The 23,626-nt window shown below is 49.5% G+C and carries 23 protein-coding genes and 1 pseudogene; 18 read left to right on the forward strand and 6 right to left on the reverse strand.

Features of this window, described 5'->3' with window-relative positions; translation table 11 throughout:
• Positions 1 to 15: 15 nt before the first annotated feature.
• Positions 16 to 1,386 (reverse strand): aspartate aminotransferase family protein, encoded by a 1,371-nt coding sequence (locus BKD14_RS13460; RefSeq protein ID WP_022709596.1) that lies wholly within the window; start codon positions 1,384 to 1,386, stop codon positions 16 to 18.
• 401 nt (positions 1,387 to 1,787) lie between these two features.
• Between BKD14_RS13460 and BKD14_RS13465 the strand changes: the two genes are divergently transcribed.
• The 6 genes and pseudogenes from BKD14_RS13465 to BKD14_RS13490 all read left to right on the forward strand — a co-directional run bounded on the left by BKD14_RS13465 (position 1,788) and on the right by BKD14_RS13490 (position 8,970).
• Positions 1,788 to 2,456, forward strand: coding sequence for a GntR family transcriptional regulator (locus BKD14_RS13465; protein ID WP_028233297.1), 669 nt, complete (start codon positions 1,788 to 1,790; stop codon positions 2,454 to 2,456).
• Between the two features lie 311 nt (positions 2,457 to 2,767).
• Positions 2,768 to 4,228: an efflux transporter outer membrane subunit gene (locus tag BKD14_RS13470; RefSeq protein WP_075656789.1), complete on the forward strand. Its 1,461-nt coding sequence runs from the start codon at positions 2,768 to 2,770 to the stop codon at positions 4,226 to 4,228.
• 28 nt (positions 4,229 to 4,256) lie between these two features.
• Positions 4,257 to 5,486 (forward strand): efflux RND transporter periplasmic adaptor subunit, encoded by a 1,230-nt coding sequence (locus BKD14_RS13475; protein WP_075656791.1) that lies wholly within the window; start codon positions 4,257 to 4,259, stop codon positions 5,484 to 5,486.
• Between the two features lie 2 nt (positions 5,487 to 5,488).
• Positions 5,489 to 7,465, forward strand: a complete 1,977-nt coding sequence (locus BKD14_RS13480) for a MacB family efflux pump subunit (RefSeq protein WP_175576116.1) — start codon at positions 5,489 to 5,491, stop codon at positions 7,463 to 7,465.
• 210 nt (positions 7,466 to 7,675) lie between these two features.
• Positions 7,676 to 8,026: pseudogene (locus BKD14_RS13485) on the forward strand (GNAT family N-acetyltransferase); the annotation flags it as partial.
• 266 nt (positions 8,027 to 8,292) lie between these two features.
• The gene (locus tag BKD14_RS13490; protein WP_075656795.1) at positions 8,293 to 8,970 is read left to right on the forward strand and encodes an outer membrane protein; all 678 of its coding nucleotides are present in this window, start codon (positions 8,293 to 8,295) and stop codon (positions 8,968 to 8,970) included.
• A 71-nt stretch (positions 8,971 to 9,041) separates the two neighbouring features.
• Here the strand turns inward: BKD14_RS13490 and BKD14_RS13495 are convergent, their stop codons facing one another.
• The 3 genes from BKD14_RS13495 to BKD14_RS13505 are packed head-to-tail and all read right to left on the reverse strand — an operon-like array spanning position 9,042 to position 12,191.
• Positions 9,042 to 10,145 (reverse strand): ABC transporter substrate-binding protein, encoded by a 1,104-nt coding sequence (locus BKD14_RS13495; protein ID WP_075656797.1) that lies wholly within the window; start codon positions 10,143 to 10,145, stop codon positions 9,042 to 9,044.
• Positions 10,145 to 11,527 (reverse strand): sensor histidine kinase, encoded by a 1,383-nt coding sequence (locus tag BKD14_RS13500; RefSeq protein WP_075656799.1) that lies wholly within the window; start codon positions 11,525 to 11,527, stop codon positions 10,145 to 10,147. The genes BKD14_RS13495 and BKD14_RS13500 overlap by 1 nt, the downstream gene beginning before the upstream one ends.
• Positions 11,517 to 12,191 (reverse strand): response regulator transcription factor, encoded by a 675-nt coding sequence (locus BKD14_RS13505; protein ID WP_075656801.1) that lies wholly within the window; start codon positions 12,189 to 12,191, stop codon positions 11,517 to 11,519. Before BKD14_RS13505 ends, BKD14_RS13500 begins: the two co-directional genes overlap by 11 nt.
• A 222-nt stretch (positions 12,192 to 12,413) precedes the next feature.
• On the opposite strand from BKD14_RS13505, the gene BKD14_RS13510 reads away from it, so the two are divergent.
• From BKD14_RS13510 to BKD14_RS13525, 5 genes are all read left to right on the forward strand, one after another.
• Positions 12,414 to 13,385, forward strand: coding sequence for a tripartite tricarboxylate transporter substrate-binding protein (locus BKD14_RS13510; protein WP_075656803.1), 972 nt, complete (start codon positions 12,414 to 12,416; stop codon positions 13,383 to 13,385).
• 221 nt (positions 13,386 to 13,606) lie between these two features.
• Positions 13,607 to 14,065 (forward strand): tripartite tricarboxylate transporter TctB family protein, encoded by a 459-nt coding sequence (locus BKD14_RS13515; RefSeq protein WP_075656806.1) that lies wholly within the window; start codon positions 13,607 to 13,609, stop codon positions 14,063 to 14,065.
• A gap of 48 nt (positions 14,066 to 14,113) precedes the next feature.
• Complete coding sequence (locus BKD14_RS13520; RefSeq protein WP_022709607.1) at positions 14,114 to 15,625, forward strand: tripartite tricarboxylate transporter permease; 1,512 nt, start codon at positions 14,114 to 14,116, stop codon at positions 15,623 to 15,625.
• 130 nt (positions 15,626 to 15,755) lie between these two features.
• Positions 15,756 to 15,911: a hypothetical protein gene (locus BKD14_RS19340; RefSeq protein WP_175576106.1), complete on the forward strand. Its 156-nt coding sequence runs from the start codon at positions 15,756 to 15,758 to the stop codon at positions 15,909 to 15,911.
• A 49-nt stretch (positions 15,912 to 15,960) separates the two neighbouring features.
• A complete protein-coding gene (locus tag BKD14_RS13525; RefSeq protein ID WP_075656808.1) occupies positions 15,961 to 16,470 on the forward strand; it encodes a hypothetical protein in 510 nt (169 codons plus the stop codon).
• Positions 16,471 to 16,638: 168 nt separating this feature from the next.
• On the opposite strand, the gene BKD14_RS13530 is transcribed toward BKD14_RS13525, so the two are convergent.
• Complete coding sequence (locus tag BKD14_RS13530; RefSeq protein ID WP_075656810.1) at positions 16,639 to 17,835, reverse strand: site-specific integrase; 1,197 nt, start codon at positions 17,833 to 17,835, stop codon at positions 16,639 to 16,641.
• A gap of 225 nt (positions 17,836 to 18,060) precedes the next feature.
• Here BKD14_RS13530 and BKD14_RS13535 point away from each other — a divergent pair, with 225 nt between their 5' ends.
• From BKD14_RS13535 to BKD14_RS19345, 3 genes are read left to right on the forward strand one after another with little or no spacing between them, the layout of a single operon-like run.
• Positions 18,061 to 19,335: a type VI secretion protein ImpB gene (locus tag BKD14_RS13535; protein ID WP_075656812.1), complete on the forward strand. Its 1,275-nt coding sequence runs from the start codon at positions 18,061 to 18,063 to the stop codon at positions 19,333 to 19,335.
• Positions 19,335 to 19,589, forward strand: a complete 255-nt coding sequence (locus BKD14_RS13540) for a hypothetical protein (protein WP_075656814.1) — start codon at positions 19,335 to 19,337, stop codon at positions 19,587 to 19,589. Before BKD14_RS13535 ends, BKD14_RS13540 begins: the two co-directional genes overlap by 1 nt.
• On the forward strand, positions 19,586 to 19,747 hold the full coding sequence (locus BKD14_RS19345) for a hypothetical protein (protein ID WP_175576107.1): 162 nt from the start codon (positions 19,586 to 19,588) through the stop codon (positions 19,745 to 19,747). The genes BKD14_RS13540 and BKD14_RS19345 overlap by 4 nt, the downstream gene beginning before the upstream one ends.
• Positions 19,748 to 19,791: 44 nt before the next feature.
• Here the strand turns inward: BKD14_RS19345 and BKD14_RS13545 are convergent, their stop codons facing one another.
• A complete protein-coding gene (locus BKD14_RS13545; RefSeq protein WP_075656815.1) occupies positions 19,792 to 20,757 on the reverse strand; it encodes a DUF808 domain-containing protein in 966 nt (321 codons plus the stop codon).
• A 324-nt stretch (positions 20,758 to 21,081) separates the two neighbouring features.
• On the opposite strand from BKD14_RS13545, the gene BKD14_RS13550 reads away from it, so the two are divergent.
• The 4 genes from BKD14_RS13550 to BKD14_RS13565 all read left to right on the forward strand — a co-directional run bounded on the left by BKD14_RS13550 (position 21,082) and on the right by BKD14_RS13565 (position 23,616).
• Positions 21,082 to 21,306: a cold-shock protein gene (locus BKD14_RS13550; protein ID WP_075656816.1), complete on the forward strand. Its 225-nt coding sequence runs from the start codon at positions 21,082 to 21,084 to the stop codon at positions 21,304 to 21,306.
• 292 nt (positions 21,307 to 21,598) lie between these two features.
• A complete protein-coding gene (locus BKD14_RS13555) occupies positions 21,599 to 22,825 on the forward strand; it encodes an FAD-dependent oxidoreductase (protein ID WP_075656817.1) in 1,227 nt (408 codons plus the stop codon).
• Between the two features lie 99 nt (positions 22,826 to 22,924).
• Positions 22,925 to 23,236, forward strand: a complete 312-nt coding sequence (locus BKD14_RS13560; protein WP_075656818.1) for a plasmid stabilization protein — start codon at positions 22,925 to 22,927, stop codon at positions 23,234 to 23,236.
• A gap of 155 nt (positions 23,237 to 23,391) precedes the next feature.
• Complete coding sequence (locus BKD14_RS13565) at positions 23,392 to 23,616, forward strand: hypothetical protein (protein WP_075656819.1); 225 nt, start codon at positions 23,392 to 23,394, stop codon at positions 23,614 to 23,616.
• Positions 23,617 to 23,626: the final 10 nt, after the last annotated feature.

Below are 23,626 nucleotides of genomic sequence, written 5' to 3' on the forward strand. Positions count from 1 at the left end.
AATTTTCAGAAGAAATTATTTCTTCACTTCAGCAGCCACTGTATCCAGTGCCTTGGCAAAAGCGCCGACCATTTCATCAACCTGTTTTTCATTGATGATCAGCGGCGGGCAGAATGCAACAGTGTCCAGCATATTGCGGCAGATAACGCCATTGTTTAGCAGCGCAGCATTTGCCATCAGGCCAAGATTACCGGCTTTTTCAAGCGGTTCTTTGGTCTGCTTGTCAGCAACGAGTTCAACCGCTGCAATCAGGCCCTTGCCGCGCACTTCACCCACAAGCGGATGGTCTGCCAGTTCACGCAGACGCTTCTGCATATGCGCGCCGACTTCGCGAGCATTAGCAACCAGATTATTTTCTTCAATAATCTTGATATTTTCATTGGCAACAGCTGCAGCAACCGGATGCGCACCACCGGTATAACCATGGCCGAAAGTACCGATACGATTGCTCTCGTCAGCCAGCGGTGCAAAGACTTTTTCATTCACTACAAGTGCCGAGATCGGCAGATAAGAGGATGAAAGCTGCTTGGAGAAGACCATAATATCCGGCTGCATTTTGAAGGTCTCGGAACCGAACATATTACCGGTACGGCCGAAACCGCAGATCACTTCATCCGCAATCAGCAGAATGTCGTATTTCTTCAGAACAGCCTGAATTTTACCCCAATAGCTGTCCGGCGGCACCACAACACCACCGGCACCCATGATCGGCTCGCCGATGAATGCAGCAATAGTATCAGGACCTTCTGCCAGAATCATTGCTTCAAGATCAGCAGCCATACGGTCGGTGAACTGTTCTTCCGTTTCACCCGGCAGTGCCTCGCGCCAATAATGCGGGCAGGATGTGTGCAGAATATTGGCAATCGGCAAATCAAAGGACATCTGGTTTGCAGGCAGGCCGGTGAGGCTTGCAGCAGCAATGGTCACACCATGGTAACCGCGCTTGCGGCTGATAATCTTTTTGCGCTGCGGCTGGCCGAGTGCATTGGAACGGTACCACAGCATTTTAATCGCGGTATCATTGGCCTCGGAGCCGGAATTGGTGAAAAACGCCTTGCTCATCGGCACCGGCGCCATGGTCACCAGCTTCTCCGCCAGATCAATCACAGGGCCGTGGGATTTATGGCCGAAATTGTGATAATAAGGCAGTTTCTGCATCTGTTTGGTGGCAGCATCCACGAGACGCTGTTCCGAGAAGCCTACGCCCACGCTCCACAGACCGGCCAGACCTTCAATATAGCGCTTGCCGTTATTGTCCTCGACATAGATCCCGTCACCTTTTTCAAGGATCATCGGTCCGATTTCCTGATGACGACGCGCATTCGTATAGGAATGAAGGTGATACTGAATATCACGCGCTTCAGGTGAATTCGGCTGCTTATCCATAGTTCCCTACCTGGTTTATTTCAGAACGGTTTTTGTTTTCCGAACCGGAAACCGTTCATCGCTTTGCTCGGCGCAGTTCTAAGCTAAAACCGGTTCCGCTTTTGGCTTAAAACTGCTCTGAAATTTCTCCGCTGAAGCGATGATCTGAAATAAAATCCCGCCTCCCATTTGATGCATCATGTTTTTTATATAATAGTTTGTCAAGCATATCGCAGAGCCCAATTTATTGTTGCGACAGGCTTGATAAACAGCGTAATCAATAACATTGCCGTGATTTTATTCATGGTTATGATGAGTCATTTTATTCGGAACATTTCCGGCAAAACAGGGCCGGATATGAAGTGAGATCATAAAAACAGAACAGTTCGCTCACTGCGGGGGACATATCTTGCATGAATGGCATTTCAGAACTTCAGACGCTTGAACACCATAATCTCGGCGAAATCGTCTATCGCAAACTCTCTCAGGCGCTGATGCGCGGACAATTCGCGCCGGACACAAGGCTGACAATCCGTGAATTGGCGGCATCACTGGGTACCAGTGTCACGCCCGTACGCGATGCATTGCTGCGGCTTATTCAAGACGAAGCGCTGATTCAGAAAACACCGCGGGATATTCGCGTACCGGTGCTGGATCAGAAAAAATATGAAGAAATCCGCGCCATCCGTGTGCGTCTTGAAGGACTTGCAGCCAGACAGGCGGCTCAACAGGCCAGTAAAAAAGACATAGCCCGCCTCTGGAAACTGGTCGAAGATAATGACAAGGCTATGAAAAAGCAGCTCTGGGGCGATGCCTTGGCGATGAACCATATTTTTCATTCGGCCTTGGTGGAAGTAGCCGACATGCCGGTGCTCAATTCCATCATCAACCGGCTATGGCTGCAAATGGGACCACTGATTGCCGATGCCTATAAACATGGCGGGCGGGCAATGATTGATGACCATTATAAAATCGTGGAGGCGATTGAAAATCGCGATGCGGATGCTGCGGAAGCAGCAATCGCTCATGACATTCTGACAGCCAGCGATCTGATTATCAGCCGCATCCGCTTGCACAGTCCGGACAGCTGATCCACAATCTTTTTCAGGCTGAACGGTTTGCCCTGACAAAATCCCGACAATTCATTTGCCCGTTATGCACAGTCAGCGGATTTATCATTACAAATCGTTAAGCTTGGTAAAAAAACAGTTTTCTTGCTTTTTTTCATCGCCAAGCTGTGACAAGACTGCAAACACGGCATGACAGCCGGTGTTTGTCAGGAGTATGTTTTATCTCTCCGGTGTCTTGATTTTATCGCATTGTTGCGCGCATCCGGTGAGAATACCGGGCGGGTGCGGCAATGCTCCGGCTGTTATTTATATTTCAGGGATATTGCCATTTCATGACTGTGCTGTTTTTGCGTCTGGCAACGTTGAGCATAACGCTTCCGGCTCTCGCGTCCTGTGTCGCTGTCGGCCCCGACTATCAGACTCCGTCCACTTTATTGCCCGCTTCCTGGAGCGGACAAAAATCTGCACCGGCCAAACCGGCGCAGCTTGCACAATGGTGGAAACGTTTCAATGATCCGGTGCTGGACAATCTGATCGGGCAGGCCGTTCAAGGCAATAATGATGTTGCGCTGGCAAAAGCCAAAATCCGCGAAGCCCGTGCCTCCTATCAACAAGCAGGCGGCGCGTTATATCCTGTGCTTGACGGCTCAGGCAGTGCGAAACGTTCCAAGAGCGGCGACAGCGGTGAAAGCACCGGTCTCACTGCCGGTCTGAATACCAGCTGGGAGCTTGATCTTTTCGGCGCAAATCTCCGCTCCGTGGAAGCCGCGCGCTATGGTCTGGATGCCGAGCAGGAAAATATGCATGCGGTTCTGGTGACCATGATCGGTGACATTGCCAGCAATTATGCGGAATTGCGCGGCTTGCAGGCACGCATAGCGCTGACAGAACGCACCGTAAAATCTCAACGTAAAACCGCTGAACTGACCCGTGCACGGTTTAATGCCGGTGATATTTCCGAAGTCGATCTGGCCAATGCAGAAGGGCAAACCAGCAGTACGGAAGCGCAGATTCCGGAACTGAAAACCGCCTATGCGAAGAGCCTGCATCGCCTGTCGGTATTGACCGGTCAAGCGCCGACGGCACTGACCGCTACGCTTGAAAAAACGAAGCCTGTTCCTGCGGTTCCGGCAATCGTGACGGCTGGTATCCCCGCCGATTTATTGCTGAACCGTCCTGATTTGCGTGTTGCAGAGCGCAATTATGCACGCTCCACCGCAGTCATCGGCCAGAGACAGGCAGCTCTCTATCCGAGTGTCAGCCTCACCGGTAATATCAGCACTGCGGGAGCGCGGATCGGCGATCTTGGAAAAGGCTCCACAATCAGCTGGGGTTTTGGCCCAAGCCTGACCGTTCCGCTGTTTAAAGGCGGCCAGCTCAATGCCGCAGTCGATGCTGCGAAAGCCAGCCGCGATCAGGCCTTTATCAGCTATCGCAAGGCTATTTTGACCGCTTTGGAAGAAGTTGAGAATGCCAGCGTGTCGCTTAATCAACGGCGTATTCAATATGCCAAGACACAAAAAGCTGTGCAGTCTTACCGGCGGGCAACGGAGCTTTCCCGTGCGCTCTATGAGAGCGGATCAACAAGTTTCCTTGATCTTCTGACATCCGAACGTTCACTCTATTCGAATGAAGGCAGCCTGATTCAACTCAGGGTCAGCCTGTTGCAGGATTATATCAACCTGCAAAAGGCACTGGGTGGCGGCTGGGACGGTACCATTATAACAGACAAAGCTGAAATTCAGGACGGCTATACAGGGCCGCATCTGGTAACCCAAAAAAGAATACCCTGAAATGAAGTTTCAGGCTGATGAGGTATAGATGAACGGTAGTTCCAAAAAGAAACGCGGTTTTGCTAAAAAATGGCTCTTCTGGTTGATTGCAATCGCAGGACTGGCTGCTGTTCTCTATTACTTCACTGCGGATTATTTCAAAACTGAAACCCCGCAGATCATGACTTATACAGTGCGCAAGGGTGATATTGAAACCACAGTCCTTGCCACCGGCATTCTCAAACCTGCACGACTGGTAGCTGTGGGAGCACAGGCTTCCGGCCGTGTGCTGAGCCTCAATGTTAAAGCCGGACAGCTGGTGAAAAAAGACGATCTGATTGCCCAGATTGACGCCACCACCCAGCAGAATGATCTGCGGAAGGCGAAAGCGGAAGAAGTTCGCAATCAGGCAGACCGTGAAGATAAAATTGCCCAGCTGGAACTGGCCAAACAGGATCTGACCCGTCAGCAGCAGATGGTATCGCGCAATGCCATTTCGCGCGCCGATTATGACAAGGCCGTTAAAGCCGTTAAATCCGCCGAAGCGCAGATCGCATTGAGCGATGCCCAGATCGTGGTGTCAAAAATCGCTGTTGAAACGGCTGAAGCCAATCTCGGCTATACGCAAATCCGTGCGCCGATTGACGGCACAATTCTGGCCACTGTTGTACAGGAAGGCCAGACGGTGAACGCTGTGCAATCGGCACCGACCATTGCCATTATCGGCCAGCTCGACACCATGACTGTTGAAGCCGATATTTCTGAAGCCGATGTGGTGAATGTCAAAGAAGGGCAGGATCTTTATTTCACAATCCCTGGCCAGAGTAACAAGCGTTACACAGCCAAATTGCAGATTCTGGAACCCGCGCCGCAATCCATCGTCAGCGATAAGAGTTTTGGCGGCACCAGTGCGGCGAGCAGCAGCACCAGCACAGCCTCAGCCATTTACTACAAGGGTATTTTTGACATTGCCAATCCTGACGGTGTGCTGAAAACCTATATGACTGCTGAAATTCATATCATTTTGGGGCAGGCTGATAATGTTTTGCTGATCCCTTCCACCGCGCTGTCTGAGCCTGACGAAAAAGGTAAAGTCACGGTGCGGGTGATGGAGCAGAACGGGACTATCAGCGAAAAACCGGTCGAAACCGGCCTGAATGACAAGGTTCTGGTTGAGATTGTCTCCGGCCTGAAAGAAGGCGAAAAAATCGTCACCGGCGACAGTGCCGGCGGGCCGGCAGTTCCGCGTAGCCGCCGCGGCCGTTCCATAAGGTTCTGATGATGGATAAGCCGCTGATTACCCTCGAGCATCTTTATCGTCATTACCCTTCGGGCGACGGTTTCACCACTGTGCTGAAAGACGTCAATCTGACGATCGGCCACGGTGAAATGGTGGCGATTGTCGGTGCTTCCGGCTCCGGAAAATCCACTCTGATGAATATTCTGGGCTGTCTCGACAGACCTTCCGAGGGCAAATATTTCATCTCGGGACGGGAAACCTCCGATCTTGATGCCGATGAACTCGCCCAGTTGCGGCGCGAGCATTTCGGTTTCATTTTTCAGCGCTATCATCTGCTCAATGAGCTGAGTGCTGTCGGCAATGTTGAAATCCCCGCAATTTATGCCGGTCAAAACCGTGAAGACCGGCAGGAGCAGGCCATTCACATACTTGACCGTCTCGGCATGGGAGACCGGACTCACCACCGACCCGGCCAGCTTTCCGGCGGTCAGCAGCAACGTGTTTCTATTGCCCGTGCGCTGATCAATAATGCCGATGTTATTCTGGCCGATGAGCCAACCGGTGCTCTGGACAGCCATAGCGGTGAGGAAGTTCTGAAAATCCTTGAAGAACTGCATCGTGAAGGCAAAACGATCATCATCGTGACCCATGACCGCAATGTTGCCGAGCGGGCGCAACGGATCATTGAGATCAGCGACGGGGAAATCATCTCCGACACCACCCGCGACGAGAAGGCTGCAACAGCGCAGGCACCTGAGAGCGACATTGCCGCCACAACGGGAACAGGCAAAGGCGGGCACTCATCGCTGGGCACATTGGCTGATCGTTTCGGCGAAGCTTTTCTGATGGCGCTGCGCTCGATGAATGCGCACCGGCTGCGTACTTTTCTGACAATGCTCGGTATTATTATCGGCATTGCTTCGGTTGTCTGTGTTGTGGCACTCGGCAAAGGCTCACAAAAGCAGGTGCTCGACCAGATCAGCAGTCTCGGCACCAATACGCTGGAGATTTTCCCCGGACGCGGATTTGGCGACCGTATGTCTGCCCGCATCACCACTTTGACGATTGATGATGCCAATCAGCTCGCCAAACAGCCCTATATTATGGCCGCAACGCCGACGGTTTCCACACCGGCCACAGCACGTTTTGGCGGCGTGGAAGCAAATGCCCTGATTAATGGTGTCAGCGACCAGTATTTTGTCACCCGTGGCAGTAAGATTGCTGAAGGGCGCTTTTTTGACGAGCAAAGTGTTCAGGATATCGCGCTGGATGCGGTGATTGACGAGAATACGCGCAAAACCCTGTTCGCGAATTTCCACGGCAGTCCGGTCGGCCAGATTATCATTCTCAAAAATGTGCCGGTCAGAATTGTCGGCATCATGCAGCCGGAACAGGGCGGGTTCGGCTCCAGTGAAAACCTGTCCATCTATCTGCCCTATACCACAGTGCAGACCCGTATGACCGGTTCACGCGTTTTGCGCAGCCTCACATTGCGCATCAGTGATGATACGTCTCCTGAACTGGCAGAAAAAGCTGTCACCGCTTTTCTGATCCAGCGGCATGGTGAGCAGGATTTCACCATCCTGAACACTGATGATATCCGCAAAACCATCACCAGCACAACGCAGGCACTCACCCTGCTGGTCTCAGCCATTGCGCTGATTTCATTGCTGGTCGGCGGTATCGGCGTGATGAATATTATGCTGGTTTCCGTTTCCGAGCGGATCAATGAAATCGGTGTGCGGATGGCTGTCGGCGCAAGACGCAGCGATATATTGCAGCAATTCTTGATCGAAGCCGTGCTTGTCTGTCTGATCGGCGGCTTTCTCGGTATTATGGTGGCAATGGGCTTCGGCTGGCTGTTCAGACAATTCAATACACCATTTGAACTGATCTATTCGCCATTCTCAATCATCGCCGCATTTATCTGCTCAAGCCTGATCGGGATTTGTTTCGGCTTCCTGCCCGCGCGCAATGCCTCCAAGCTTGACCCTGTGGCAGCTCTTGCCCGCGACTGATTATGTTAGATGTTGCAATCAGTGTTTGGATATATTCTTAACGCTGCTTTGATACCACATATAGTAACCGAATGCTGATCCCGCTATAATCATAATATGATTGATCTCATTATCAGACCTTACCAATCCAGTGACTTTGCCGCATGTCTGGCAGTATTCACCAGCAATGTGCCACTCTAATTTGCACCAGAAGAATATGCAGATTTTTGTCAACATTTGGAGTGCGTCAATCATGCAGACAAGCCCTATCTGGTGCTGACGCACAAAGATTCCATCATTGCCTGCGGCGGTCTAGTGATTGAGACAACAAAACGTCAGACCGGATTATCCTGGGGTATGGTAGACAGAAATTTTCATGGGCAGGGATTAGGAACCAGCCTAACAGAGGCAAGACTGGCTCTGGCGCGGGTTACACCGAATATTGATGAGGTAGTATTAGAGACTAGTCAACATACCCGCAGATTTTATGAGGGTTTTGGTTTCACAGCTGTAAAAGTAATCCCGAACGGCTTTGCAGACGGTCTAGACCGCTGGGAAATGAAACTGCGTTTGTATAAATAACAAGGGCAAGACTTTGCGTATCGCCCCTGCCCCACACGTGCAAGCGTAAATCATTACACTAACAATTTTAATTAAAATACAATTTAAACAAACTATATAAATTATAAATAATTTTAAAATTATATTGCCTTATAAAAACACTTATACTTTAATAATTTTCGTTTTACATAAGAAGAAATAACATTAATTCTAGTTGTATTTTTACTACATCATTTTGATTGAATTTAAATATACTGATTACTCATGCTTTAATAAGGAGTCATTGTGTGAAAAATAAATTTTTACTATTAACTGCTGCGTTTTTTATTTCAAGTATAAATATTTCTCATGCGGCTGATGTCGTTTACAATAGCCCTGAAGCACCTGCCTATGATGAATCCTCAATCTGGGGTGGTGCCTATATCGGCGGTCAGGTCGGATATAATTGGGCGAAGACAAAGCTATACGGCTATAATAGCGATCTGTCTGCAAACTCAAACGGCTTTATGGGCGGTCTTTATGCCGGTTATAACTGGGAGTTTTCAAACGCTTATTTATTCGGTCTTGAAGGCGACATTAATTATTCTGATCTGAGCAAAGATAGCGATATTCTCATCGGTACACGTAATTATGTCTGGAACAGCCGCGTTGAATGGGAAGGCGCGCTCCGTGTCCGTTTTGGTATCAATTATGAACGCTGGCTGCCTTATGTCGCCGGTGGTGTGGCTTTTGCAGGTATTAAACATAATCTGACAACCGGAAACACCGATCTCGGTACAACATCCAATACCAATGTCGGCTTCACACTCGGCGCGGGTGTTGATTACGCCCTGACCAATAATCTGTTGCTGCGTGCTGAATATCGCTACAGCGACTATGGTAAAAAAGGCATCGACGATAATGATCTGGTGGAGGCAAAACTCACCACCAACAATATACGGCTGGGTATAGCCTATAAATTCTAAGCCCCCAGTTCTTAAAACAGTATCTCCGGAATACTCAATCAATATTCCGGAGATTTATTATTCTGCTACCCTCACGGCTCCAGCGAGGCTGGCAGCATTGCGTCCTGCCAGTCACTGATAAAGCGCTGTCTGCGCATCTGATCCTGCGCCGCCAGCAAGGAAGGTCCGATCCGTATCGGCCTGCCAATGCCCGATGTCAGCAAAGATCCCGGCGCATTAATGTCTGACGGCGGCACACCATCCCACGGAAATGAAATCCCTTCCTGCAAAGCAACCGCCTTCCCTTGCGGTGAAAGCAGGTAATCCAGAAAACTTTCCCCGAGGCGGTAGTTTTTTGCGTAACGCGGCAGCAAGACACCCCTGCTGAGAATATGCGTATAATCCCGCATCATCGTTATGCGTAATTTGGGATTCCGCTTTTGCGCGGCATAAGCATAAGAGCCCAGAATATTATAACCGATATAGAGTTCGCCGCTTTCCAGCCTGCGAAGCACATCATTATTGCAACAATATAATGCGCTCTCTGTTCGGCTCATGCTTTCCAGCAACCGCCCGTAAGTCGCAGATGCCTGCTGCGCATCAAGAAAAGCAAGCAAATAGCCTATGCCGGATGTCCGCAAATCATAGGTTCCGACACGGCGGAAATAATAAGCATTTTTTCTGCGCAGCAGATCAGCCAGTTCGCCATGTGTTGCGGCCATTTCATCCGGTGCCACATAATCGCTGTTATAGACCAGAACGGCCGGTTCAAAAGTGAAGCCGTAAACTTCATTGCGCCACTGCGTCCACTCAGGAACATTGACCGTATATTGCGACTGATAGGATCGGGCGCATCCGTCATTGGCGAGTTTGACCAGATGATCGACAGAGGATGATAAAATAACATCAGCAAAAGATGTTTTAGCCATACAGGCCGCATCCGCATCCTCGTAAAGATCATTGGTTACACGATCATTATAGGCAACAGCTATATCCGGTCTTTGCTTTTGAAAGTCCCTGATTAAAGGCGCAATCGCCGCTGTATCCATCGCCCCGCTGATTTGCAGACGCTCTGTTTCTGGTTTCAGGGCAGGAAACAGACTGAATGTCCCCTCGGAAGCGCTGACAGGAGATGCAAAACCAGTCACAAACCAAACTGCCAGCACAGATAATCTCACAGCCTGATCTTTGTTCATCATGTGTCCTGCCCCAGCGGAATATCCAGAATGACACAGAAATTGCTATGCGCAGTTTTCTCCCTGAAGCGGATCAGACCGCTATGGGCGGTTGCAACTTCCGAAGCGATGGCAAAACCCAAACCGGAATTACCCTCATGCGGCTTCGATGTCATGAAGCGCTCAACAACATGTGGCCATTTTTCAGGCGGGATACCCTCCCCGTCATCAGAAACCTCCACCAGAGCACGGTTGTTTTCTGCGGAAACCCTGACCGCAAGTTCAGTCTTACTGCCATGGCGCAGGGCATTATCGATAATATTGGCAATTGCCTCGCGCAGACTGACAATATCCCCCGCTACCGGCACTTGCTTTTGCGCAGCCTCAAATGACACAACAATATCAGGGTTAACTGTCACCGGCACAGCCATGCGGAAAGCCTGTCTGGCGACAATAACCAGATCTGTTTTTTCCAGATGCACTGTCCCTGCCCTGTGAATGACCATGGCATGATTGAGCAACTGCCCCGTCAGTCTTGATAATTCCGTGATACGAACGCGCATACGTTGCAGGGAATGTTGTGCATTTGCAGGCAGCGTTTCTGTTTCCAGCATATCCGCCTGCGCGGCCAAAGCTGTCAGCGGCGTGCGTATCTGATGTGCCGCATCGGCAATAAAGCGCTGCAGCAGCATCACCCTCTGGTCGAGCCGGTTCATAAAATGATTGATCGAACCGATAAACGGCTTCATCTCGGTCGGTATATCAAGATCAAGCGGGGTCAGATCCTGCGGATCGCGTTTATGCAGCGCGCTGCCAAGCGCCGCCACGGGTTGCAGCGAATAGCGTATTGCCAGAATTCCGGCGATCAGTGCCAGAAAACTCATCAGAATAACGAGCAAAATCGCACGACTGGTAATCTCCTGTGTCAGCGCATTTCTGGCTTCGGTTGTTTGCGCCACCAGCACATATGCCCATCCGGATAAAGGCGGATCCGACAAAACACGGGAAACAACCACGAGACGCACAGGCGTGTCGCGATAAACATCATTGAGAAAAACCGGCCCCGTCCGCGCCGCAGTATAATCAATATAACCGGCCAGATCGCGATAACCTGTCAGGGTTTGCCCTTCCGTATCAATCAGGCGGTAAAAGATACGGTCTTCCTGTGAGAATCCCAGCAATTCAAAGGCCGAAACCGGCAGACTGGCATTCAGCTTGCCATCCTCGATGGACAGGCTTCCGGCCATTTGCAAAGCAGCACCGAGCAACAACCGGTCATAGGTCTGGCTGGCAGCACTGCGCCCGTAATACCATGCAGCGGTGATGAGCAAGGCCGCGCCGATAGTCAGAATGATCGTGACCCGCAGAACCAGCCTGCCAAAAAGCGAATGCTCACGTGCCATTATCTGCAACCATCTGGTAGCCGATACCGCGCTGTGTAATGATCCTGACGCGTGCGCCCTCGATCTTTTTTCTCAGACGGCTGATATAAAGCTCAACAGCATTGCTGTTTACCTCTTCATCAAAACCGTAGAGATGATCCATCAGCTCACCCTTGCTGAACAACCGCCCCGGCCTTGAGAGCAGCAGTTCCAATATTGCGATTTCACGCCTTTTCAGCTGAATTTCTTTTGTACCGACCGAGACCGAGCGGCTTTGCCGGTCAAGAATAAGGTCACCACAGGTGATAAGATTGGTAGCGCCGCCGTTTTTGCGGCGTAACAGCACCCTGATACGCGCTTCAAGCTCACGAAAATCAAAAGGCTTCACCAGATAATCATCCGCGCCGATATCCAGCGCACCAACACGGTCTTCAACCTCGGAACGCGCCGTCAAAATCAGCACCGGCGTCATATTACCGGTCTTACGGATATGTTTCAGTATCTCGAAACCGTTCATGCCGGGTAGCATAACGTCGAGAATAACCAGATCATATTCGGTAAAGCCGAGAATTTCCGCAGCCACAGCGCCGTCTGTTTGCCAGTCAATCAGGTGACCGGTTTTTTGCAGGCGCTGGCTGATTGCCTCCCCGACATCAGTTGTGTCTTCCACCAAAAAAATGCGCATAATACCGAGTTAACATGAGAAAAGCGCAGCGCACAAGAACATGAAAATCTATTTTCGGTGACAGTCTCATGACAGGTTCATATGGAAGTTTCGCCCGATCACAGACTGGGAGGAATGTCTGTGATGCCGGTTACTGCGGTCTTCACACCGCGATGTAAAACTACCGGTTGTCGTTCAGATATTGCGAGGAACCGCCAGCAGAGCGGATGAGAGGGAGCGCATATGAAACATCTATTTATCGGTGCATTGGCCGTTGCCGGAGTGGCTTTCACTGCGGGAGCAAGTGCTCAGGCCGAACCGTCAAAACCGGAATGTCTCGCGGGGGCGAAGCCAGGCGGCGGTTTTGATCTGACATGCCGTCTGGCAGCAAATGCACTGCTGGCGACAAAAACAATCAATAAACCAATGGCTGTCACCTATATGGAAGGCGGCGTCGGCGCAGTTGCTTATAATCATGTCATCGGCAAACGCGCAGCCGATAATAATATGATCGCAGCAGCCTCCACCGGCTCGGCGCTGCTGATCGCACAGGGCAAATTCGGTAAATATGATGAAAATGCCGTCCGCTGGCTTGGTGCTCTCGGCACAGATTACGGCGTGCTGGTTGTGGCCGCAGATTCCCCTTACAAAAACCTTCAGGAGCTGATTGCAGCCTATAAGGAAAACCCTTCTGACTTCGCCATTGCCGGCGGTGGCGCAGTCGGCTCGCAGGACTGGATGAAGGGTTCGCTGCTGGCCAAAAACGCCGGTCAGGATCCGAAACAAATGCGCTATGTCGCGCTTGAGGGCGGCGGCGCAGTTCTGACTGCTCTGGAAGGCGGCCATGTCAAAGTCGGCGCCGGCGATGCTGCGGAAATGTCAAAGCATCATGCCGCAGGCAAAGTGCGTATTCTTGCGGTGATGGCACCGGAGCGTCTGCCGGGCGATCTCAAAGATGTGGCAACTGCCCGCGAACAAGGCGTTGAAATCGACTGGCCGGTCTGGCGCGGTTACTATGTCGGCAAAGATGTTTCCGATGCTGATTATAAATGGTGGGTCGATGCTTTTGCCAAAATGGCAGAAACACCGGAATTTGCTCAGGAGCGTGAAGCCCGCGGCCTTTATGCCTATACCCAGATCGGGCAGGCTTTTGACGATCAGGTTAAAGCTGACGTAGCACGCTTTAAAACACTGGCCAAAGAAGCAGGTATGTAAACGCAACCTTGCGGGTGGCGCGGCCTCCATTCCGTGCCGCCTGCATAGCGGCTCCGCACCCTGACTGATCCCGCATCCTGAGCTTTTGCCGGTATTGCAGGACCAATCTGTTTCACTTCTAAACTTCTCTGGCTGTGTCCGGATATGCAGCAGCATCTTCGCAAAGCCATGAACAAATTATGCGGCAACCGCCTTACCGGCGGCGATGCAGGAGGCAATTTATGTCCGAAAACTCAGTCAATTCAAAACGTACAGGACTGATTTATGCGGCCTGTTTTCTGGTGCTGGCCGTGGTTTACGGCATCGGCGGCAGTCGCATTGACTATGCTTTTGCTTCAGATCCGCTCGGACCGAGGGTCGTGCCGGTGATGCTGGCAATCATTCTCGGGTTGCTATGTTTCTTTTATCTCAGAAATCCGGGTGAGGCTGAAGATTTTCCGCGCGGAGCCACATTGTTGCGGGTGCTGGCCGTGCCTCTGACACTGGTTGTGGCCGTGCTCATGCTTGAAACCGCGGGATTTCTGCTGACTGTTTTCTTCATCGTTACCATAATTGCAGCCCTGTTTGGCGCACCACTGAAATTCGCACTGGCAGGTGGCGCAGTACAAGCCCTGCTCTGGTGGTTTGTGTTTTCCTATTTGCTCGAAGTCTATCTGCCCAAGGGCATTGTTTTTGGCTGATTGGCCGTATCTCAGCCGGCCATTTTTCCGCCGAAAGGAATTTCTCACATGAATCTTGATTATCTCTGGAACGGTTTTGCCGTTGCCCTGACAACTCAAAATCTTCTCATCGGCCTGATCGGCGCTTTTATCGGCACCATGGTCGGCGCCCTGCCCGCCATCGGCCCCATTAACGGCATCGCTTTGCTGCTGCCGATTGCCTATACAATGGGTCTGCCGCCGGAAAGCACGATGATCCTGCTGGCAGCCATTTATTGCGGTGCCGAATATGGTGGTCGTATTTCCTCAATCCTGCTCAATGTACCGGGTGATGCCGGTGCGGTGATGACAGCGCTGGACGGAAATCCGATGGCGCGTCAGGGACGTGCCGGTGAAGCGCTGATGCTGTCCGGTCTGGCTTCCTTTGTCGGCGGTATGATCGGCGCAACAGGTCTAGCACTTTTTGCACCACTGCTATCCGGTATTGCGATCGGCTTTGGTCCGGCCGAATATTTTGTACTGATGGTGTTTGCCTTTGCCACACTCGGCTCCATGGTCGGTTCACAACCTGCCAAAACACTGATCGGCTGTGTGCTCGGCCTGATGCTGGCAACCGTCGGCCTTGACGCCACCTCCGGTGCCTATCGCTTCACCTTCAATGAACCGGAACTCGGCGATGGTATTGAATTTGTTGTGCTGGTGATCGGCCTCTTCTCAATCTCGGAAGCATTACTCATTCTGGAAAATCAGGCCAAAGGCCATACTGTTATCCGCAATATGGGACGTATGTTTGCCCGCTGGAGTGATGTTGTGCGCTCAACCGGCGCAACATTGCGCGGTTCTTTCATCGGCTTCATCGTCGGCGTTTTGCCCGGCACCGGCGCATCCGTTTCCAGTGCTGTTTCCTATACAACTGAAAAACGTATCTCCGACACGGAGGGTACTTTCGGCAAAGGCGATGTCCGCGGCCTTGCGGCACCGGAAGCGGCGAATAATGCAACAGCCTGCGGTGCCTTTGTGCCAATGCTGACGCTGGGTGTACCGGGATCAGGCACCACTGCCGTTATGCTCGGTGCGTTGATGCTCTATAATATTCAGCCGGGCCCGATGCTGATTGCCGAACGCCCTGAAATTGTGGGCGGTCTGATTGCCTCCCTGTTCATCGGTAATATTCTGCTGCTGTTACTCAACCTGCCGCTCGTCAATATATTTGCGCGTCTTCTGACTCTGCCGAACTGGATTCTGGTACCGGGTATCCTCATCCTCTCAATTATCGGTGTCTATTCCAGCCATGCATCTGTCTTTGCAGTGCTGCTGATGCTTGCCATCGGCATGGTCGGCTGGCTGTTGCGTAAAGCGGGCTTCGATATGGCGCCGATTATTCTGGGCTTTGTGCTCGGCAATATGATGGAGGTGAACCTGCGCAATGCACTGGCCATCAGCGGCGGAGATATCTCCATCCTGTTCCAGAGTAAAATCTCGCTGATCCTCTGGATACTGGCCGCAGCCGTGGCAATTATTCCGGCGGTACTTGCCCGCAGGGCACGCCAGAAAAAACGCCTCGCTGCCGAAGTCGCCTGATTACGCAGCCGCAGAACAACAAGAGGGGGAGCAGATTTGCTCCCCCTCTTCATTTTCATAAGGCTTTGTCATTTTTTTATGTTACGGATTGGCTTGCTCCGGCAATTGCAAATCCTTTGAAGAGTATCTCATGTCACTGACTGATATTGTGTTTATCGTTATTCCGATTGTTGCCGCGATGCTTATTGCCCTGTCGGTCAGTACAGGAAAATTGCGCAGAGAATATTATTGGGCGGTTATTCCTCTGGCCGCAATTGCGATGATTACGCTGCTGCTGACGGCTTGAAGTGTTCCTGCCGCTTCAAACACATCAGCGGGATATTTTCGGATAAGTGATGCTCTCAACATTCTCCGTCATCATTCTGTGGACATTATATTTCTCGGTTCCCAAACCGCCAGAACCGGAAATGTGCAGCGCAGAAGACGGGGATCATGCTTTGTCTGAAAAGCAGATAGAAGCTTGGACGTTGCAGACCGCACAATGCTCCTGCTTTATCTCTCTGAAAGGCACAGAGCAGAGCGAGTTTTCAATAGTGGTTGTCAAAGCAACACCGGACCAGACGGTGCCGCTGTTATCCGCCATGCTGTCAGTTGCTCAGGAGTTTCTGGAAAATATCGGCCGCTATCCGGTTTTTATCAATGATCGCGAAATCGAAGCCGAAGCCATGCCCCTCGCCGGTACATTAACGGTTGAGCTGAGCGGGGAAGCGAACTGGATCAAACTGATCTCAACAGCAAAAAAGCTGCAAATCGGCCCTTATTATTTTGCATCTGCACAGCCGGAAGCGGCCATGCATGAGCTGACTGCGTGCTACACAGCACTCAGCGGAAAAATACCGCACTGATTTTCACAGAAAGCCAAAACAAACGGCAAAGCTGCAATTGAAAAATTTCAAAGCTAAGTAGTGAAGAATTAAAGTGGTGCCCGGAGACGGATTTGAACCGCCGACACGCGGATTTTCAATCTTCCTAATTCCATTGTTATATATAGATAATTTATAAATTCTGTTGCACTATGTTGCACTTCCAAGCAATGCATTTTGCGCTATGGCCAACTCATCTGAAGCACTGTCAGATGGGAACAGGTGTCCATATACGTCAGCAGTGACATTAATTGTAGCATGTCCCATACGTGATTGGACTACTTTTAGTGGCATCCCAAGGCCGCCATCTTCTTTGCGGTTTATGAGCCAAGAAGCAAAAAAATGCCGTGTGCTATGCAGGCCTGAGTATTTTGCTTCGACTACAGGCTGCCCTTCATCGTCTGTTTGGCCGGTATTTATAGTCACGCCGGCTTTAATTTGTGTTGGCGCCCAACCACGTCGACGAATGTTCGCTAAGCCTTCAACGGTTCCAGCTCCTGTTGGAAAGCATAAATTCAGTGCACCTTGCGGACATTCCTTTTTCCATGCCTTCAATGCATCAACCACAATTGGCGGCACGGGAATGGTACGCTCGCCTGCCTCCGATTTTGGAGCTCCGATTTCATTGAACCGATCTGCACGTTGAGTGACATGCACCTCTCCCTTCTTCAGATTGACATCACTCCACCGCAAGCCGCGTAATTCAGAGGCACGCAGTCCTGCAAAAATTGCCACTAAAAATAATGGTCGCCACCTGCCTTCAAGTGCCATGACGATTGACCGGATCTCCTCTGTGGTTGGAATATCCACCCCGACCTTTAGCTTGCCTTTCTTTCGTTTTTCAATACGGCGATCCGTACCGGAACTACGAGTTTTTGATTTTTCACGCACAACATTGCGAGCAACTAAACCCCGATCCTGTGCGTCTGACAACAATGAGCCGAGGCTCACCAATATCTTTCGAACCATTGCAGGAGAACGACCCTCATCACGCAATCTATCTTCGAATGCGCGTACCGCAGCAATATTTAATTTCGAAAGTTTGGTAGCGCCGATAAATGGAGAAATATGCAGATTTACATGCTGCGCATACTGATTAGCCGTAGAGCGCTCAAGCCCGCGCGCATCAACTGCAGACAGCCATAATTCGCCAGCCTTCTGAACAGTAACACTTTCAGATTCAGCAACGTGCGTACCATGACGAACTTCACCACGAACGGTCAAAAGGAAGTCATCGGCATCCTTTTTCCGAGTGAATTGCTTAAACCTCCGCTTGCCTTCACCGTCGCGGTATTCGACAAGCCAAGCGTTCTTCCCGGATGGTAATGTTCGTTTTCGTAAAGCCATGGTTACACGCTATTTGACACGCAGAATGTATGCAACAGAAGGCGCCTATCAATTCGAATATGGGACGCTTAAACAGACGTTACTCCCGTAATTCACAACGTCTATTAGCTGTTTAGAATCTGTCTTGACTCTTCTTAAGATTGAGAACATTTGTAGAACAGAATTGAATTTTTAAAAACTTACCGACCTTTTGCGCACTCGTTTGCGCCACGGATTTGTTGTGCCATGCGTAAGCCAGAAACAATTGAACGTCTCTACCTCGACTTTGACGGCTTTTTTGCAAGTGTAGAACAGCAATGCGATAAGCGCCTGCGTGGTCGGCCTGTTGGCGTTGTGCCATTCGAAGGCACAGATCGTACGGCCGTAATCGCCTGTTCAAAAGAAGCGAAAGCCTATGGCGTGAAAAACGTCATGCGGATTAAGGATGCGAAAGCACTCTGCCCTGATCTGATTTTGGTGGGGCAGAAACCTGACCTGTATCGCCGCGCTCACAACGCCCTACTCTGTGAAATTGAAACGGTTATCCCGATTGATACGGCTAAGAGCATTGATGAGTTGACATGCATTCTGGATGAGCGCGGACGGCGAGATCCGGAAGGCTTGGCACTTCAGATCAAGCAGAGAATTGGACAGAATATCGGGCCATACATCACAAGTTCAATCGGCTTCGCAGCCAACCGGCAGCTGGCAAAGATGGCCTGTAAAGCTGGTAAGGACGCCAGCAAGAATGTTGGTCAGTATGGCAATGGTTTAGCAATCTGGCACCCGCATATGATGCCGGAGCCGCTGTTTAAGGTGAAGTTGGAAGATGTTCCGGGCGTTGGCCACAGCATGAAAATGCGGCTTGCTCATAGTCAAGTGATCACAACCGAGCAGCTCTACAACCTACAGCCAAAGCATATGCGTAAAATCTGGCGAAGTGTGAACGGAGAGCGGCTGTGGATGGCGCTGCACGGCTACGACATTCAGGCCATGCCACAGAAGCGCGGCATGTATGGTCATGCCCGCGTATTGCCGCCGGAGAGCCGCAGCATTAATGGCGCCTATGAGATTGCGCGCCTGCTGTTGGTGAAGGCTGGCAGGCGGCTTCGGCGTGAGGAATACTATGCCAGCGGCTTATGGCTCTGGATGGCAATCGATGGCGGTTCATGGTTCCGCACGATCAAAATGCCGACCGTGAATGATGAGCAAGCCATTATGACGGCGCATACAGCGCTTTGGGAATGCGCACGGCGAGAGCTGCCAAGGCGCACAACCATTTTCCGTGTCGGCGTCACCCTGATGGATTTGAGCGAGGCCAATGCCCGTCAGCTGGATATCTTCAACAATGATGATGCAATCCGGCAGAAATGGGAAAGAGCCAATGGCGCTATGGATGCGCTCAATTCCAAATATTCCAGCACGATTGTTCACATGGGTGAATGGAAGCCGCCAGCGGGTGGCCATGTCGGCGGTAAGATCAGTTATGTGCGCATCCCCTCTGCGGAGGACTTCTACTAATGGGCAACTGGAAAACAAACTACAGGGTCAGTGATTTATCTGACACTCAAAAGCTGGAAATGATCTGCAAGAAATGCAGCAGGCTTGTTTACATTAATAAGGCCACAATCTGCACAGCCAAAGGCCGTGAACAGCTCTACCTGGATGAGATTGAGAAACGCGCACGATGCAAGGCACGGGGCTGCAAAGGTCAGATGCGTATGGCCATGGTTCGGCTGGATGAGATGTCCGGCTTCACCGGAGGGCTGGCATGAGCGACGATATCAAATTCCGCACATCCAAAGGTATTTATATCCATTATTGCTTACATAAAGGGTGCAAGAACTGGGGAGCCTACGGCTTCAAAGGTCGCTTCGGCACAGAGTGGTTTTGTTTCGAGCATAAGGACGATGGATTAAACATGCCGAAATGAACCAACGGTTCAATCCTGTATCTTAAACAAATTTATGGAAATGCTCATTGATTTGTTTTGTTCATCACTAAGTTCCAAGTCGGAAAGAATATTTTTCCGACAACAGGGATTAAAAGTGAACCAAGTATAAAGCCGAATATACCATCGGAAAATGCAGTCACTAACCAGTTAGCCACAGCAGCAAAGGCTTCTGAAACCTTGCTTGATGCTAATGTCGCCAGATACTCTATGAATCCATTCGGCTGATGCATCCCCAATTCATGCATTCCGTGAATGAAGATATTCCCACCGACCCAAAGCATCGCTGCGGTGCCGATTACGGTCAGTAGCCACAATAATTTGGGAACAGAACGAACCGTCCAATGACCAAAAGCACGCGTCCAAGACAATCTGCCTTTTTTGGCTAGAAGCACACCAAAGTCATCAAGTTTAACGATTACAGCGACGACTCCATACACAAGCAGTGTTACCATAAGACCAACCAAGCATAATGTTACTAACTCAATCCATAAAGATCGGGATTCAATCATTGAGAGAGCTAACGTCATAATCTCGGCAGATAATATGAAATCCGTCTTCACTGCGCCTGAGACACGACTTTCTTCAAGCGCTGTAGGATCCTGAGCTTCATCAGTCTCACCGCTTTCGTGAGAATTTGAGGAAATTAGCTTATGCCAGATTTTTTCTGCGCCTTCGTAGCAAAGATACGCACCGCCAATCATTAGAAGCCCAGTCACCGCAACCGGAAAATAATAATCCAATGCTAATAAACCTGGTATGAGAAAGGCCTTATTTCGCAAACTCCCCATAGCTATTCGGGCGATCATAGGAAGTTCGCGAGCCGCAGTTATTCCGACAACATAATTTGGCGTTACTGCAGCATCATCAATAATAACACCAAGGGTTTTTGTGCCGGCACGCGTTGCATTGGCAGCAATATCATCGACAGAAGCTGCAGCTACCTTCGCGATGGCAGCCACATCATCTAAAAGCGCCAGCAAACCACTCATATCATTATCTCCAATGGAATAAATAAGAGTAGTTCACCGATAAAAATAAACAAGATTAGGAGTAGTTGATAAAGAGGGATTTACCGGCGGCGTTAGCACATGATCGTTCCAGCAACTACCAAATCAACAAACAACCAAAAGTAGATTTTTATAAAATAAAAACCAAAGGTTGACACAGGACAGCTAAGTACCTATATTTTTGATATCGATATTTGCTTGTTTAGCTTTGCTTTTAGCGCACACTATGCGCCTCTGACGAACCTTCCTTCAAAAAATCGCTATCACTTTCACGGCGTTCATACGCTGTGGTTTTCTATTATTGCTATGAAAGGGTTCGTTATGGCCACTGGCACAGTTAAATGGTTTAATTCTACAAAAGGCTTCGGCTTCATTCAGCCTGATGAAGGCAGCGCAGATGTGTTCGTTCACATTTCAGCTGTTGAGCGTGCTGGCATGCGTGAACTCGCAGAAGGCCAGAAAATCGGTTACGACTTAGAGCGTGATAACCGTTCCGGCAAAATGTCAGCCACCAATCTTCAGGCTGTATAATTTGGTATAACTCGACTTTGACCACGGATGTACTGGCACAGTTGAAAACATTACCGCGAGAGGTCAGACATTTTGTCTGGCCTTTTTTATTGACCCATATTTTTCTTTATCGTCGATCAAAAACTTCAACGATAATCAGGATGAGTGAAATCGCCAGCATATCCTTAACACTCACAGAATGCCGAGCATTGGCAGTTCTGCGTATTCCATTTGTTCAAATCTCCTAAGGTGATGTTGAACCATTTCACTTTTGAAAAGTTAGCCTTGTGATTGACTCACAAAGGATCTGGATATGAAAAAGACGGGTGTAACAGTTGAGAAAAAACTCCGAGTATCGCTGCCTTACTGGCAGACTACACCCCATATATCTGTAAGAACGAGAAAAACAGCTTCAACACGTAACTTTGATATCATTATTGTTGGTGCGGGAATTAGCGGTGCATTGGTTGCCGAAGCACTAACCGGTCATAAGCGTAAAATTGCCATCATGGATAAAAGAACACCTGTGCATGGGAGTACTATGGCCAGTACTGCTATGTTGCAGCATGAAATTGATCTGCCTCTCCACAAAATGGTCCAGCACACCGGAACACTCCAGGCAGAAACAATATGGCAACGCTCTGTAAATGCCGTCAGCGATTTACATAAACTTATCAAAAAACATGGAATTCACTGTCAGATGCAGCACAAATCTGCGCTGTATTTGGCGGGTGATAAATACGGAAAACGTGCCCTACTGACAGAGACCAAAGCTCGTAACTCTGCCCAGATTGATGCCAGATATCTGGATCAAAAATCTCTAAAAACCGAATTCAATATCAACCGCACTGCAGGAATTGTAAGCACATACTCTGCATCCGCAAATCCGGCTCAAATGACAGCTGGCTTACTAAAGCTCGTTCAAAAACACGGAGCAGAAATCATACAAGATATTGAGATAACTGACTTTGTATCTTTAAATGACCAAGTGATACTGGCAACTTCTGCAGGCGAAATTTATTCAGCAAAGTTCGTAATCTTTTGTACTGGGTACGAGTTTTTACAATCACTAAAAAATAAAAATCATCAAATTATTTCGACCTGGGCTTTAGCAAGCCGGAAAAATATCAGATTACCGCATTGGCTGAATGATTTTTTAGTCTGGGAAGGTTCAGATCCATACTTATATTTCCGCACCGGTTATGACGGCCGCCTAATTGCTGGCGGTGAGGACACGGAAAGCCCGGAAGCATACAAAGATCCTCAATTATTAGCTGAGAAAACAAACACTATTGCGGAAAAAATCAGCACTCTTTTGAATATAAATATTGGGACGCCGGCATTTCGTTGGGCCGCTGCCTTTGGAGATACCAAACTTGGTATACCGATGATCGGTGAAGTGCCTGATCATAAAAACGTATTTGCAGTTATGGGATATGGAGGCAACGGCATAACATTCAGCAAGATAGCAGCAGATATAATCTCCGCCAAATTAAAGGGACAATCAGATCCCTTCGAGAATTTATTCAAATTTCGTTGAGGCAAAATTCCTAAATATGGAACATCTCCAATTCTATACCGTTGACTAACATACCAGTGTGAACCTGGTATTCACTCAAATTGTAGAAAGGAGCAAATCATGCCCCGTGGCGACAAATCTAAGTATACAGACAAACAGAAAAGAAAAGCACAACACATAGCTGAAAGTTATGAGAAAAAAGGTATCCCTGAAGATGAAGCCGAAAGCCGCGCATGGGCAACCGTAAACAAAGATGATGGAGGCGGTAAAATGCCCGGCGGCTCTGGAAGAGGCAAGAAAACCGATCACCCCGCCTCGAAAGAAGGTGGCAAAAAGGGTGGTGAGGTAGCCGTACCAAGGAGTGCGAGCGAACGATCCGCTACGGCAAAAAAAGCAGCTCAAACACGTAAAAAGAATAAAGAGGCTAAGTAATTTATAAGCGTATGCAAAACGTAAATTTGCTTGGTTTTATAATTATTGGCTTTTTATGGTTTTTTTCAGCTGGTCATATCTCTTCACAAATCTTGATATGACAATTTCATCCGCTGCCATCAGTCTATCTTGATGACTAGAAGCGGGATAAGAAAATGCCTTTTAAAAAAGCTGATATCGTTGGTGCCTATACACCAGAGCAATTACATATGCTGCAACAAGCCTATGATGAGGTTTGCAATATTCTTGGCCGGTGTCCTACATCCGATGAGAACAAGGATGTTTTGGCAAGAGCCGTGATAAATATTTATAAAAGCGGAGAAAAAGACCCGCAGAAAATTGCAAAATTAATTTCCGAAATTGAAGAGTATCTATTCTAAAATTTATTCC

The sequence above is a fragment of the Pseudochrobactrum sp. B5 genome (assembly GCF_001939785.1).
Lineage (GTDB): Bacteria > Pseudomonadota > Alphaproteobacteria > Rhizobiales > Rhizobiaceae > Pseudochrobactrum > Pseudochrobactrum saccharolyticum.